Annotated in this window: 13 protein-coding genes; 7 read left to right on the top strand and 6 right to left on the bottom strand. The window is 70.0% G+C overall.

Going from position 1 to position 12886, the window contains the following annotated elements; all coding sequences use genetic code 11:
• Nucleotides 1-51 precede the first annotated feature (51 nt).
• Together ACFY10_RS34060 and ACFY10_RS34055 are read right to left on the bottom strand one after the other, a co-directional pair.
• Nucleotides 52-885 carry a M23 family metallopeptidase gene (locus ACFY10_RS34060; protein WP_390669091.1) on the bottom strand — a complete coding sequence of 278 codons (834 nt, stop codon included), beginning with the start codon at nucleotides 883-885 and terminating at the stop codon, nucleotides 52-54.
• A 30-nt stretch (nucleotides 886-915) separates the two neighbouring features.
• Nucleotides 916-1434, bottom strand: a complete 519-nt coding sequence (locus tag ACFY10_RS34055) for an ArsR/SmtB family transcription factor (RefSeq protein WP_390669090.1) — start codon at nucleotides 1432-1434, stop codon at nucleotides 916-918.
• Between the two features lie 289 nt (nucleotides 1435-1723).
• Here ACFY10_RS34055 and thrS point away from each other — a divergent pair, with 289 nt between their 5' ends.
• Nucleotides 1724-2944 (top strand): threonine--tRNA ligase, encoded by a 1221-nt coding sequence (thrS, locus tag ACFY10_RS34050; protein WP_390669270.1) that lies wholly within the window; start codon nucleotides 1724-1726, stop codon nucleotides 2942-2944.
• A gap of 168 nt (nucleotides 2945-3112) precedes the next feature.
• Nucleotides 3113-4078, top strand: coding sequence for a nucleoside hydrolase (locus ACFY10_RS34045; RefSeq protein WP_390669089.1), 966 nt, complete (start codon nucleotides 3113-3115; stop codon nucleotides 4076-4078).
• 104 nt (nucleotides 4079-4182) lie between these two features.
• On the opposite strand, the gene ACFY10_RS34040 is transcribed toward ACFY10_RS34045, so the two are convergent.
• Together ACFY10_RS34040 and ACFY10_RS34035 are read right to left on the bottom strand one after the other, a co-directional pair.
• Nucleotides 4183-5103, bottom strand: a complete 921-nt coding sequence (locus ACFY10_RS34040) for an LAETG motif-containing sortase-dependent surface protein (RefSeq protein ID WP_390669088.1) — start codon at nucleotides 5101-5103, stop codon at nucleotides 4183-4185.
• A gap of 272 nt (nucleotides 5104-5375) precedes the next feature.
• A complete protein-coding gene (locus ACFY10_RS34035; RefSeq protein WP_390669269.1) occupies nucleotides 5376-6110 on the bottom strand; it encodes a DUF4142 domain-containing protein in 735 nt (244 codons plus the stop codon).
• Between the two features lie 244 nt (nucleotides 6111-6354).
• Here ACFY10_RS34035 and ACFY10_RS34030 point away from each other — a divergent pair, with 244 nt between their 5' ends.
• Nucleotides 6355-7059 carry a DUF6445 family protein gene (locus tag ACFY10_RS34030; RefSeq protein ID WP_390669087.1) on the top strand — a complete coding sequence of 235 codons (705 nt, stop codon included), beginning with the start codon at nucleotides 6355-6357 and terminating at the stop codon, nucleotides 7057-7059.
• A gap of 16 nt (nucleotides 7060-7075) precedes the next feature.
• Here ACFY10_RS34030 and ACFY10_RS34025 read toward each other — a convergent pair whose 3' ends face one another.
• Nucleotides 7076-7444 carry a DUF6479 family protein gene (locus ACFY10_RS34025; RefSeq protein ID WP_390669086.1) on the bottom strand — a complete coding sequence of 123 codons (369 nt, stop codon included), beginning with the start codon at nucleotides 7442-7444 and terminating at the stop codon, nucleotides 7076-7078.
• An 82-nt stretch (nucleotides 7445-7526) separates the two neighbouring features.
• On the opposite strand from ACFY10_RS34025, the gene ACFY10_RS34020 reads away from it, so the two are divergent.
• From ACFY10_RS34020 to ACFY10_RS34010, 3 genes are all read left to right on the top strand, one after another.
• Complete coding sequence (locus tag ACFY10_RS34020; protein ID WP_390669085.1) at nucleotides 7527-8096, top strand: GrpB family protein; 570 nt, start codon at nucleotides 7527-7529, stop codon at nucleotides 8094-8096.
• A 71-nt stretch (nucleotides 8097-8167) separates the two neighbouring features.
• Nucleotides 8168-8557: a luciferase family protein gene (locus ACFY10_RS34015; protein ID WP_390669084.1), complete on the top strand. Its 390-nt coding sequence runs from the start codon at nucleotides 8168-8170 to the stop codon at nucleotides 8555-8557.
• Nucleotides 8558-8754: 197 nt separating this feature from the next.
• Nucleotides 8755-10734 carry a YncE family protein gene (locus ACFY10_RS34010; RefSeq protein ID WP_390669083.1) on the top strand — a complete coding sequence of 660 codons (1980 nt, stop codon included), beginning with the start codon at nucleotides 8755-8757 and terminating at the stop codon, nucleotides 10732-10734.
• On the opposite strand, the gene ACFY10_RS34005 is transcribed toward ACFY10_RS34010, so the two are convergent.
• Nucleotides 10719-11951 (bottom strand): acyltransferase family protein, encoded by a 1233-nt coding sequence (locus ACFY10_RS34005; protein ID WP_390669082.1) that lies wholly within the window; start codon nucleotides 11949-11951, stop codon nucleotides 10719-10721. The two genes, ACFY10_RS34010 and ACFY10_RS34005, sit on opposite strands and share 16 nt — an antisense overlap.
• A gap of 227 nt (nucleotides 11952-12178) precedes the next feature.
• On the opposite strand from ACFY10_RS34005, the gene ACFY10_RS34000 reads away from it, so the two are divergent.
• Entirely contained in the window at nucleotides 12179-12862 is a 684-nt protein-coding gene (locus ACFY10_RS34000; protein ID WP_390669081.1) for a DUF4328 domain-containing protein, read from the top strand.
• The last annotated feature ends 24 nt before the right edge of the window (nucleotides 12863-12886 follow it).

Here is a 12886-nt window from a genome sequence, read left to right as displayed (position 1 = left end):
TCCAAGGGACCACCGCACTCGACGCCTCACCAGCGCGCCGGGCCGTCCGGGTTACGCGCCGGGCGCCGTCACCGCCGTCCCCGCGGCCTCGAACGTCCTGCCGTTGCACGGGACACCGACGCCCCGCCAGGTGAAGGGGGTGCCGTGTGCGCAGTTCAGGTCGGCGCTGTCCATGAGTTGGAAGTGGACATGCGGCTCGGTGCTGTTGCCCGAGTTGCCGCACCGGCCGAGGAGCTGCCCGGTGCGCACCCGGTCACCCGGGCGGACGGCGAGCGAACCTCGCTTCAGATGGGCGTAGAGCGCATACGTACCGTCGCCCAGGTCGAGCACGACATGGTTGCCGATCACCCGGCGGGCACCCCCGAGCGAGCGGACGACGGCCTCGACGGTGAAGAAATACACGAGCGCGAGCCAGGACGTGCGGCTGAGGTGGTCGCGCTGCCGGTCGTCGGCGCGCACGACGGTGGCATCGGCGACGGCGAGCAGGTCCGCGCCGAAGGCCGGAAAGGCCTCACTGCGCCGGACCAGGGGCCACCAGCCGAAACCGGGCCGGCCGCCCTCCGCCGGCTCCGCGACGATGTCGATGGCGTACGTCTGCCCGTACGCCCGGGTGCCATGGCTGGGGACCCTGCTCGCCGGGCTGTTCAGCGCCCTCCACCGGCCGGTGACCGGCGCGGCGACCTCCACGGCTTCGGCGTCGGAGACGGTCACCGGGTGCTCCTGCACACCTGCCGCCCGGCGGTTCACACCGAACCCGATCAGCACCCACAGGCCGAGCGGGAGCCACGTCCACCCGTACGGCACGTCGACGAAGAAGCCCGCGACGACCATCACCAGGTAGATCAACAGGCAGACGCGAGCAGCCCAGTTGAATACCTTGCGCATTCCATTCCCCCTTGAGTCGGCCGGGCGGGGTCAGCGCCCGGCGGCGGTCAGCATCACCAGCAGCGGTACGACGCGGTCGGCCGGCACCTCGTAGCGGCCGCGGGCGGCCGTGTGCAGCCAGCCGGCGGCGGTCAGCTGCCGCAGGTGGTGGTAGATCTGGCCGGTGGTGCCCGTGCCGTCGAGCTCGGTGAGTTCGGCGGCGGTGCAGCGGCCACCGAGGATCTCGCGCAGCAGCCGCAGCCGTACGGGCTGGCCGAGCGCCGCGAACGACTCGGCCGCGTCCGTCCAGTCACCGTCCAGCACGGTGTCCGTGGCCAGGCCGTACTGCCATTCGTAGCGCTTTCCGGTCGGCGTCCTGACGGCACCGGTGAACAGCACCCCGCCGTTGTCGGCGCCCAGCTCGGCCAGCTGGTCCTTGAGGCCGTGCAGCGCCCACAGGTCGTCACCGCGTTCCCGCTCCGGCGAGGGCGCGGAGCGCGGTCGGTCGGCCGCCTGCTCCAGCGCGGCAAGCCGACGCTCCAGATCGACGACGCGCTGTTCGAGATCCATGGTCAGAGATTACGTAGTTACGTATTTCCTGGCAAGAGGCCGGTGACTCGGGGTGGGTCGGCCGCAAAACCAGTCGCGCCCACCCCGCCGCCGCGTTACCGTCCCCCCATGAAGCGCGCCCACTCGTTCCTCACGACGACGCCGGAGAGTGTCCCGGCGCGCTGATCCATGCACGGCATGTCCGAAGCCCCGGGGCGAGTGCCCCGGGGCTTCGTCATGGGTCGCTCGCCCGTCACCGCGAGGAGAGAGACCGATGAGCAAGAACATGAGCAAGAACATGAGCGAGACCATGCACGACCACCGCCGGCTCGGCCGCGAGCTCGAGTTGTTCGACACCGATCCGCTGATGGGCGCGGGGCTGCCGTACTGGCTGCCCGACGGCGCGATCGTGCGGCACGCCCTGGAGGAGTACATCCGGGACCAGGAACGCGCGGCCGGCTACCGGCATGTGTACTCGCCCGTCCTCGGCAAGCGCGAGCTGTACGAGATCTCGGGCCACTGGTCCCACTACAGCGAGGACATGTTCCCGCCGATGGAGCTGGGCGGCGAGCAGGTCGTCATGCGGCCCAGCCTCTGTCCCCATCACGCCCTCATCTACCGGTCCCGGTCGCACAGCTACCGCGAACTGCCGCTCCGTATCGCCGAGTTGGGCGGCATGTACCGGTCCGAGCCGTCCGGGGTACTGGGCGGGCTGACCCGCGTACGGTCCATTCAGCTCAACGACGCCCACATCTTCTGCACCCTGGAGCAGGCGGTGGACGAGGCACGCAGCGCCCTCGAGCTGATCGGCCGCGCCTACGCCGACCTCGGCATCCGCGCGGCCCGGTACCGCCTGTCCCTGCCGGGGGAGGGCGGCAAGTACGTCGCCGACCCGGCGCTGTGGGAGCGGGCCACCGGGCTGCTGGAGGAGGTGCTGGCGGGGGCAGGTGTCGAGTACGACGCGGTGGCGGGCGAGGCCGCCTTCTACGGGCCCAAGATCGACGTCCAGGTCGTCGACCCGGCCGGCCGCGAGGCCACCCTCTCCACCGTCCAGATCGACTTCCACCAGCCCGAACGCTTCGACCTGCACTACATCGGCGCCGACGGCGCGAAACACCGGCCCGTCATGGTCCACCGCAGCATCATCGGCAGCGTGGAGCGCGCGGTGGCGCAGCTGATCGAGGAGCACGGCGGGGCCTTCCCGGCGTGGCTCGCACCCGTCCAGCTGGTCGTGCTGCCGGTGTCGCAGGCCCAGGAGGAGCAGGCGTACGACGTCGTACGGCGGGCCGTGGCACGCGGCCTGCGTGCGCAGGTGTCGGGGCCCGAGCAGGGCAGCCTCGGAGCCCGCATCCGGGCGGCGCGCCTGGTGCCGTACCAGGCGGTGATCGGCGAGCGGGAGGCCGAGGGCGACCTCGCTGCCGTACGGCTGCGGGACGGGCGCCGCCCGGAACCCGTACCGGCCGCGGAGTTGCTCGACCGCATCGCGGCCCGGGTCGCCGCACGTGGCGCCCAACTCTGGGTGGATGCATGACGCCACGGCCGAGCAGAGTGTGCGGGGCACGGTCCGGGCAGCGGTGCGCCCGGGACCCGGTGCCGCGGCCGGGATCCGGACGGCCGCGCGGCCCGGGCGAGGTGTGTGCCGCCGAAGCCTGCGCGGCTGCGTAAGGTCGCACCTGAACACCCGTGAGAGGAGCCCGCCGTGACCGGTCAGCCCATCCCCGTGATCATCGACTGCGACACGGGTGTCGACGACGCCCTGGCCCTGCTGTTCGCCGTACGGCACCCGGGACTGGACCTGCGTGCGGTGACGTGCGTGGCCGGGAACACGGACGTCGACGGCGTCGTCCGCAACACCCTGACCGTGCTGGAGACGGCGGGCGCCGGGGACATCCCGGTCGGCCGGGGAGCCGAGCGCCCGCTGATCGAACCGGCGCGCTCGGCGCGGCATGTGCACGGTGCCGACGGCATGGGCGACCTCGGTCTGCCCGCACCCACCCGCACCCCCGCCGACGTCGACGCGGTCACCCTGCTGCGCCGCGAGATCCTCGCCTCCCCGCGCCCGGTCACGCTGATCCCCACCGCGCCCCTGACGAACATCGCGCTGCTGCTGCGCACCCATCCCGAAGTCACCCGCAACATCGAGCGGATCGTCTTCATGGGCGGCGCGGTGGCCACCGGCAACGCCACGCCCGTCGCCGAGTTCAACGTCTGGCACGACCCGGAGGCGGCCGCGGTGCTGCTCACCGCCGGAGTGCCGATCACGATGTACGGCCTCGACGTGTTCCAGCGGGTCGTCGTACCGGGCGCGGACGTACGACGGCTGCAGGCGAGCGCGGAACCGGGCGCCCGGCTGGCCGGACAGCTGCTCGGCCACCGTCCGGCCGCGCCCGACCCCGACGGCGACGACCCGGCCGGCGGCCTCGGCGACGCGGGCGCGGTCTGCACGGTCGTCGACCCGGCCGGCATCACCACCGGCCTGCTCCCCGTCGAGGTCTCGCTCGCCCCCGGCCCGGGCCGCGGTCAGACGGTCGTCGACCGCCGCCCGCGTCCCGGAGAGTCCGAGATCCACGAGGGCGCCCGCCAACAGGCCCTCGTGGACGTGGCGTTGGACGTCGACGTGGAACGCTTCGTGAAGCTGTACCTCTCCACCGTCGAAGGCGACTAGCGGGACCGGAGACGGCCATCGGGGTCACGACAGCACGAACGCCCCGGAGCGGGGGTCTCCGGGGCGTTCGTATTCGGGGGTGGATCAGGAAACTCGGGCGTGGATCAGGAGCGGGCCGTACGGCGGCGCTTCGTCATGACGACGATCGCCCCACCGGCGGCCAGGAGTGCCGCGGCGCCGCCGGCGATGACGCCGGAGTCGCTGCCGCCGCCGGTCTGCGCGAGGCCGCCGCCGCTGCTGGGCGTGGCGGCGGGGACGGAGGTCGAGGCCGATGCGACCGGGGTGTCGGTGGACGTCGGCTCAGAGGCGCTCGGCGTCGGGGTGGAGCTCTCCTCGGCCGGGGTCGACGGGGTCGCGGACGCCGGCGTGGAGGCGGGCGGGGTGGTCGGGGGCTGCGACTCGGTGGTCGTGCAGTCCTTCGTGCCGCCGTTCCAGGACGCGATCAGCTTGTCCTTGATGACCGGGTGGTCGGGGCCCTTGGGCAGATCGCCGTGCTCGAAACCGTCCTTGGCGTCCAGTTTGCCGTCGAACTTGACGGCGCCCCGGTAGAGGTCGATCTGCGCGAAGCAGCCCGCGTCCGGCACCGCGATGTCGAGGGAGTCGGTCTGGCCCTGCTTGACCGTCACCGAGTCGAAGTCGACGAAGACCTGCTCGCCGGAGGTGGCGAAGGACGGGCCGTGGGCGAGGTAGGAGGCCAGGGAGGCCGTGCAGGTCGTGGCGTCGCCCGCCGTGCGGACCTTGACGTGGATCTTGCCGTCGTCCGTGGGCCTCAGGGTCTGGTCGTCGACCTTGACCGAGTCGTAGAAGTCGGTGCCGTCCAGCGAGAACTGGCAGCGGTCCGTCTCCGTCTTGGTGCCGGCACCGGTGCCGGGCCGGTAGCCGTCGGCGTGCTTCCAGCCGTCACCACCGGGCGTGCCGGTGGCCCAGGCGCCCGAGGCGGCAGCGACGGTGGCGGCGCAGAGGGCGAGCGACACGGCGCCCGTCACCAGGACGCGTCGCGCGGTGCCCCGTCTCGCTATGGACATGCAGGTCCCCATCTCGGCGTGTGCAGTTCCCGGCGCGGCGGCGCAGGGCAGCATGCCGCGCCCGGCCGCACCGGGGGTGAGTGGTCTGAGGAACACCGGGCCCATTGGTCACATGCGCCACAGTGCGATCACATCGTGGATCTCCTGGCGGAACGCTGTCAACCGGCGGTAACCGCTGGGTAGTTCAATCTTCCATTACAATTTCGCCACAGATGGAACGGGCGGCTCCACTACCGCGGAGCCGCCCGGATCTCACTTCACGGTCCCGGATTTCACCTTACGGTCGGGCTCGGGCTGACGGCGCCCTGAGTGGACGACTCGCCCGGCAGGATCGGTGGCTGGGTGGTGCTGTCCACCGGCGGGGTGAGCACCACCTGCGGCTGGCCCGCGGCCGGGGGCGGCGGCGTCAGGTCGTTGGAGGGCAGCTTCGGCGGGGTCGTCTCCTGGAAGAGGACCTGGTCGAAGTTGACCAGACCGGTCTGCTCCATGACCGTGATGTGGTCCAGGACCGTCGCATTGGCCTGGTCGGCCAGAGCGCGCACCACGGTGTTCTTGGTCGTCGAGCGGATCTTCGCGATCGTGTTGAAGATCGAACCGTGCGTCACACGCAGGATGTTGGCGAAGTCCGTGTCGAACTGCTTGCCGCTGTCCGCGTTGAGCGTGTTGATGAAACCCTGCTGCTGGGGGCTGGGCAGGTTGGGGATCGTGATGTTGAGCATCGTCGAGATCTTGCGGCAGCTGGCGTCCAGCGCCGCGTGCCCGTCGATCAGGTGCTTGCTCGCGGTGAGGACCGCCTTGCTCTGCCCCTTCTTCAGGCCCATCTGCCCGACGGGGTACTCCCACAGCCCCGCCGCGCGCACCTTGACCACGAAGTCCCGGTCCGACTCCGTCAGAGGACCCCACTGGGTCTGCGCGACGATGCGGTCTCCCGAGCTCGACACGGTGTTGACTCCGAGCATCGCGGGATAGGCGAGTGCGGCCAGGGTCAGGCTCAGCGCCCCGCCCACGAAGAGAGTTCCCGTCGCATTCCGCGAAAAACGCACCGTGCCTCCTGCCCGGTCGGCGGTCCCGCCGGTGGATGGCGGGGGTCGGACGGAGGGGAGTACGGATCCGGCCGCGGCGCGGAACCTTTTGGTTTGGTAAAAACCGGGAGGTGTGAGGCAGGTAACGGCCGGTGGGCCCCGCGTGGTTGACGGAATGTTGACCATTTCACGGGAGAGCCGAGACGAAACCCCGACCTAGATTCGACCCATGCCCCCACAGCCCCGGAAAGCCCCACCGCACCCTCGGAACGCCCCGACGGCGCTGCCCGTCCTCCCTTACCGCAAGCCCACCAAGGGCCGCGACTACTGGGTCATCGACGACGTCCTGCCCGACGTCGACGCCGTACGGGAGCGCTGCCTCGCCAAGGACGACTGGGTCAAGGGATACCCGTACACCTCGGAGACCTGGCCGGGCCTGCGCACCATGCCGGGCCTGGAGCCCGCCGAACTCGCCCGGGTGGAACGCCTGGTGAAGAAGTCCACCGGCGCGAAGGAACTGTGGGTGCAGGAGGCCCCCGGCGGCGGCACCCTCAACCACAACTGCATCCAGGTCGTCGGCGAGGGCGAGAGCGAGCCGCGCCCGCACACCGACTCACGGGCGCTGTGCCGCTACGCGGCGGTGCTGTACCTCAACCCCGACGTCCCCAAGGACTGCGGAACCGCCTTCTACCGCCAGTCCCTGCCCGGCGGCCGGCTCGGCGGCAACATCGTGCAGGCCCCGCACAACAACCTCGTCGAGGCCCTCGGTACGCGGTTCGTCCCGGGGGACCACTTCGAGGAGGACGTACGGGTCCCGCACAAGTACAACCGTCTGCTGCTCTACAACGCCAACCTGGTGCACAGCGCGACGGGATACTCCGGCAAGACGCTGGAGGAGAAGCGGATGACGGCAGTGTTCTTCTGGATGGCCTAGAAGCAGGTACCGCGCGTCAGACGTGCCCCACGCCGCCACTGCCGAAGGAGCCGCTGGAGCCGGGCAGCCAGCGCCGGCGGTGCTGGTCCTTTCCTGTCTTGGTGCTGGATTTGTGGAGCTCGTAGGGCATGAGTCGTTCCTTGCCCTCCGCGTGCGGTACCTCGTCGGGTTCCCGCATCTCGCGCATCTCCCGGACGGGACCGCCGTCGGGAAGGTGGGGCTGTTCGTCCGGGTGGGGCCGCGGCAGTTCGCGGTCCCGCACGTTCATACCGAACTGCACGGCCCAGATCAGTGCACCAGCGATGATCAGGCCACCGACAAAGGCGGCGATCACGTTGAGTACCTCACTCGACGTGGCCGCAACAACAAACGTCGCAGTACTCATGACCCAATTATCGCCGAAAGGCGGCGATTGGGGAGCCTTCGGTATTTGCGCAGGTCAGGGCCCCGACCGAGGGGGTACATGGATGCACGTGGTCGACTACGACCCGGACTGGCCCCGCCTGGCCGCCGCCGCGGCGGACGCCCTGCGCACCGCGGCACCCGGGCTGTTCGTCGCGCTGGAGCACATCGGCTCCACCGCCGTCCCGGGCCTCGCGGCCAAGCCCGTCATCGACCATGGGGGTCCCCCCGCTCGAGCGAAGTCGAGAGTGGGGGAGGGCGCGGTACCGGACCTCGCCGACGTCGGCCCGCACCAGCCGGCGCTCGCCGCACTCGGCTTCCGCCCGCACGACAACGGAATGACCGACCGGCTGCTGTACGTCCGCGCCGACGGCGGCACCCGCAGCCACATCCTGCATGTGGTGACGTACGACAGCTGGCCCACCCGCAACCAGCGCATCCTCAGGGACTACCTGCGCGCCCACCCCGAGGAGGCGGCCCGGTACGCCGAACTCAAGCGGGCCATCGTGGCGGCCGGCACCCCGGCGCGGGACTACTCGCGTGCGAAGACGGCGCTGGTGCAGGAGCTGACCGACCGGGCCCGGGCGGAATTCGGACTGCCGCCGGAGCCCGTGTGGGAGAAGGGGACGAAGTGAGCTGAGTCTCCTGCGGGTTACGGATCGCTCAAGCCCTGGTGTCGGCGCGGTAAGCACCGCACCATGGGCACATGACACCGGCCCAGAAAGCCATGAGCCAGCTGGCGACCTGGCCCGACCTCAGCCCGTGCGAGGCCGGCTGCGGCACGGGCTCCGCACTGCGTTCCGCGCGCGACGAGATCGTGCACTTCCACTCCGACCGGGACGTGGACCTGCACCTCACCACCCGCGCGATCCAGCGGCTCCACTACGACTTCGCGGAGTCGACCGCCATCCGCCTGGTGCCGGGCTCCCGCTGGGTCACCGTCCATCTCGACTGCGACGCCGACGTCGACCTGCTGCTCAGCCTGGTCAGCGTCGCCCTCAAGGCACACTCCGCCCACCAGGGAGGCCCGGCGCCGGCCGTGTGCAACTTCCACCGGGTGACGGTGCTGCCGCGGGACGAGGACGGCGAGGGCTGACCCGCCCGGCCACGGAATCCCTCACGCAATCTCCGCACACGCCAAATCAATTCCTCAACTGTCACAGGCATGACATACGCTGCGGACAGCAGCCGCGCCCCGTGCGTCACCGCGATCGAGCGGTCATGTCCGGGTGCCGCGCGGCGCTTTCGACCGCCCGGTCACAGACCGGGTTTTCTCGTGGGGGTATCAGTACTGTGCGCAGGCGCAGCATCTCGACCGCGACGGCACTCGCGGTCCTCTTCGGCTCGGCGGCGCTCGCCGTGGGCGCGGCGGGACCGGCCACGGCCGACTCCGCCAGGATCCTGCCGGTGAAGTCGGTCGGCGACATGGTCGTGGACGGCGTCCACCAGCTGGTCTACGTCTCCGATCCGACCAGCGGAAAGATCATCGTCACCGACTACTCGGGCACCGTCAGGACGACCCTGGCCGACGAGCCCGGGGTGACCGGCCTGGCGCTGTCGGCCGACTCCAGCCAGTTGTACGCGGCGGTCAAGGGCGACAACCGGATCGTCACGGTGGACACGCAGACGGCGACGCCGACCGTGAGCTACCCGCTGGGCACGGACGTCGCTCCGAGCGACCTGGAGGTCGTGGACGGCCGGATCTGGTTCTCCTACGGCGACGACTTCGGCTCGCTCGACATCTCCGGCGCCGAGCCCGTCATCCACCTCGACCAGCGCGGCGACGCCGGGTTCACCGGCTCCGGGACGGTCCTGGCCGCCGACCCGTCCGTGCCGGGCGTCCTGGCTGCGGCCGACGGCGGCAGACTCGCCGTGTACGACGTCACGGCCGACGGGGCCACGCTGCGGACCAAGGGCTCCAAGGACTCCTTCGCCAAGCAGATCGACCTGACGCCCGACGGCAAGCAGGTCCTCACCTCGTGGGCCGAGGGCGGCGGTTACGGCGTCGGCGCCTACTCGGCCACCGACCTCGCCCAGCAGTCGAACTACCCGACCGACCCGTACCCGAACGCCGTACGGATCGCGCCGGACGGCTCCGTCGCGGGCGGCAGCTCCTCCTGGTACTGGCCCGACGTGCACATCTTCCGGCCCGGCGACCCGAAGCCGGTGCGGGAGTTCGAGTTTCCCAACACCGGCAACAGCAGCGGCGGCGACACCCTCGTCGACGGCGCGCTGGCCTGGGCACCGGACAGCAGCCGGATCTTCGCCGTCTCCCAGAACGACGGTGGCGTCTACACCCTGCGCGCGCTGACCGACCCCGCCAAGGAACTGCCCACCCTCACGGTGGCGGCGCCCACGAAGGCGGACCTGGCCAAGAAGCTCACCGTCACCGGCAAGCTCACCTCGACGAAGACGGCCCTCCCGGCCGGCACGAGCCTCTCCGTGACGCGTACGGACCTCGACTCGCCGAGCGGCAAGGCCCTGCCCGCCGTCAAGACCAAGGCGGACGGCAGCTTCTCCTTCACGGACATCCCGCCGGCCGGCGGCAAGGTCACCTACAAGGTGTCCTTCGCGGGCGACACGACCCACACGGCGGCCTCCGGCTCCGACGCGGTAGAGGTCTCCCGCAACGCGACGACGCTGAGCCTGAACAACAACGGCAAGCTCTACTCGTACGGCGCCGACGTGAAGTTCACGGCGCACCTCGGTACGACGTACAAGAACCGCACGGTCGAGATCTGGGCCAACCCCTTCGGCGGCGACAAGCCCAACAAGCTGATCAGGACCGCCACGGTCAACTCCAGCGGCAACATCTCCGCGACGGTCGACATGACCCGCGACACCGACGTCACGGCGGTCTTCAAGGGCGACGCCCGCTACCAGCCGAAGACGGTCAAGGTCACGGCCTACGCCAAGGTGAAGGTCTCCACGGCCGTCACCAAGAACTACAAGAAGGCCGCGATCGGCTCGCACACGTACTACTGGTTCCACAAGAACACGTCCCCGGTCGTCACCACGACCATGACCTACTACCCGGGCCGTAAGCAGAGCCTGGAGCTTGAGGTCTACTACGCCGGCAAGTGGTACGAGGTCGACGGCAGCCCCGCCTACTTCGCCCTCGCCGCGAACGGCAAGTCGGCCGTGAGCCTGGGCGCCGCGGGCGAGTCCGGGATCAAGGCCCGGGTGCGGGCGGCGTACATCAACGGTTCGTCGGGGGACACGGTCAACTCGACGACGTACTCGGACTGGAAGTACATCTACTTCTCCAACTGACCGACGCCTACGGGCACTTGAGGAACGCCGGGTCGGTGGCTCACGCCACCACCCGGCGTTTCTTCGCACCCGCCGGAAACGCGTGCACGTCCTGCTGCGAGCACGGACTTCCAGGACCGGTATCGCTTGAAGGGCATCTCGAAGATCTCGGCGAACAGCCATGCCGCCAGGACCGAAGCGGGCAGTCCCACAATCAACGTGAACCAGAATGTGGGCATTCCGGCCGATACGAACTCCGGGGCGATTTTCCGTACGACGACCATGACGATCGGCAGGTGAATGAGATACAGGCTGTACGAGAAGTTGCCGAGGCTGCGCATGGGGCGTGTGGCCAGGAGCCGCATCAGAAGGGCGGGGCGCCCGGTGGCGACCGCTGCGATGAACATCGTCATGGCCGGCGCGACGGCGAGATCCACCCAGAAGTAGTGATTCACCGTCCATGCCGATCCCTTGACGGCGATGAGTGACGCCACCGGAATCACGGCGAGGGCGGCGAGCCAATGCCAGGGCAGGCGCCGGATCCTCTCTCGTCCGACCAGGATTCCCGCGCCGACCAGACCGGCCACGAATACGGGGGCGAGATTCGGCGTCAGCCAGTTGTCGCCCTCGACCGGGGAGCCGTTCTCCGCCGACAGGCCGCGCGCGACCGCGAGCAGGGTCACGCCCACGACCAGGAACGTCGCCCCCAGCCGACGCCTGACGAAGAGCAGGATCGGGAAGAGCAGATAGAGCTCCGCCTCCACGGCGATCGACCAGAACGCACCGTTCGGCGTGCGCGCCGTGAACAGGTCCTGAAGCAGAAAGCCGTACACGACGACCGATCTGTCGGTCGGCGGCCCATGATGCGAGGCAGGCACCACGAAGAGGGCGACCAGCAGGCTCAGTGCCAGTGCCGCCCAGTACGGCGGAAGGATGCGCCAGGCGCGTCGCCGCAGGAACCGGGGAATGCTGCCCTGACGCCAGCCGTTGCGTGCCGGAGAGATGGCCAGCGAGAAACCGGACAGCACGAGAAAGAAGACGACGGCGAGACGCCCGTACATCAGCCAGCCCAGCCAGAAGGGCCCCGAATTCTCGGGAAATCCTGGGACGGCCAGCAGCCGGCAGTGAAAAAGCACGACGTACAGCGCGGCCAGACCACGGAGCCCGTCAAGGCCCATCACATGGCTGACACCATTCACTTCAGCAGCCCTGTCCACCTGCGGCTCCAGGACGGCCACCTCGGAATCACTGCTGTAGGGGCGACTCGATTCTAATAAAATTGCTCCGCCCTGCCTCTCGGTGTCGTGTGACGACGCGTAGCCGACCCAACGGTGGTGGCACGGCACCACTCGCAGTGACTCATACGTTGCAGGCAGCGAGAACGTTCAAGTGAAAGAGGAGTGAAGGGCCGCCGCCGGGCATGTCGGGGTGGCGGTCGTCGCTCGTCGTCGGCGAGGATGCCCCGGTGAACGACCACATAGGACCCCCCACTGCTACTCCCGCCCCCGCCGTCCCCGCCCTGCGCCCGGTCCGTGCGGCAGGCCTCGTCACGAGGGTCACCCTCGCCCTCGCCGGCGTCGGATGGGCGGCTCGGGCCGTGTGGCACGTCCGACTCGCGGCGGCGGGGGAGCCGGCCTCCGGGCCGCCGGACCAGGGCGGCGGGAACCACCGCACGCTGACCTCACTGGAGGACTCGTACCACCTCGTCAGCGCGGTGTCGGGCTTTGCCGCGCTGGTCTGCGCGATCGCGTTCGTGGTGTGGCTGGGCCGTATCCGGGACAACGCGCGCGACCTGTCCGGGACCAGCCCGCGCTACGCCGGCCTGTGGGTCTACCTCGGCTGGGTGGTGCCCATCGTCAACCTGTGGTTCCCCCGCGGCATCATCGCGGACGCCTACCGCTCCAGCGCCCCCGGCGAGCGGCTGCCCCGCTCGCTGAACGTGTGGTGGGGTCTGTGGCTGATCGGCATGCTCAGTGGAGTCGGCCTCACGTACTCCGACTCCACCGACGAGATCATCGCCCGCGCCTACACGGACGTATGGCAGCTGCTGGCGTCCGACGCGGCGGCCGTCGGCGCGGCCGTGGCCGGCATCTTCGTCGTCCGTGCCGTCACCGCCGTACAGGAGCGGTATCTCGAGAGCGGTATCTGAACTCGCTTTAGAACAACCCCAGTT

The organism is Streptomyces sp. NPDC001401 (assembly GCF_042895385.1).
Lineage (GTDB): Bacteria > Actinomycetota > Actinomycetes > Streptomycetales > Streptomycetaceae > Streptomyces.
Note: the sequence above shows the minus strand (reverse complement) of the source record. Positions and strands in the feature narration are given on the sequence as shown.

Bases quoted from the DNA above. Each gene is read 5' to 3' on its own strand.
- ACFY10_RS34060 (WP_390669091.1), bottom strand. From the start codon at position 885: ATGCGCAAGGTATTCAACTGGGCTGCTCGCGTCTGCCTGTTGATCTAC.
- ACFY10_RS34055 (WP_390669090.1), bottom strand. From the start codon at position 1,434: ATGGATCTCGAACAGCGCGTCGTCGATCTGGAGCGTCGGCTTGCCGCG.
- thrS (WP_390669270.1), top strand. From the start codon at position 1,724: ATGCACGACCACCGCCGGCTCGGCCGCGAGCTCGAGTTGTTCGACACC.
- ACFY10_RS34040 (WP_390669088.1), bottom strand. From the start codon at position 5,103: ATGTCCATAGCGAGACGGGGCACCGCGCGACGCGTCCTGGTGACGGGC.
- ACFY10_RS34030 (WP_390669087.1), top strand. From the start codon at position 6,355: ATGCCCCCACAGCCCCGGAAAGCCCCACCGCACCCTCGGAACGCCCCG.
- ACFY10_RS34025 (WP_390669086.1), bottom strand. From the start codon at position 7,444: ATGAGTACTGCGACGTTTGTTGTTGCGGCCACGTCGAGTGAGGTACTC.
- ACFY10_RS34020 (WP_390669085.1), top strand. From the start codon at position 7,527: ATGCACGTGGTCGACTACGACCCGGACTGGCCCCGCCTGGCCGCCGCC.
- ACFY10_RS34015 (WP_390669084.1), top strand. From the start codon at position 8,168: ATGACACCGGCCCAGAAAGCCATGAGCCAGCTGGCGACCTGGCCCGAC.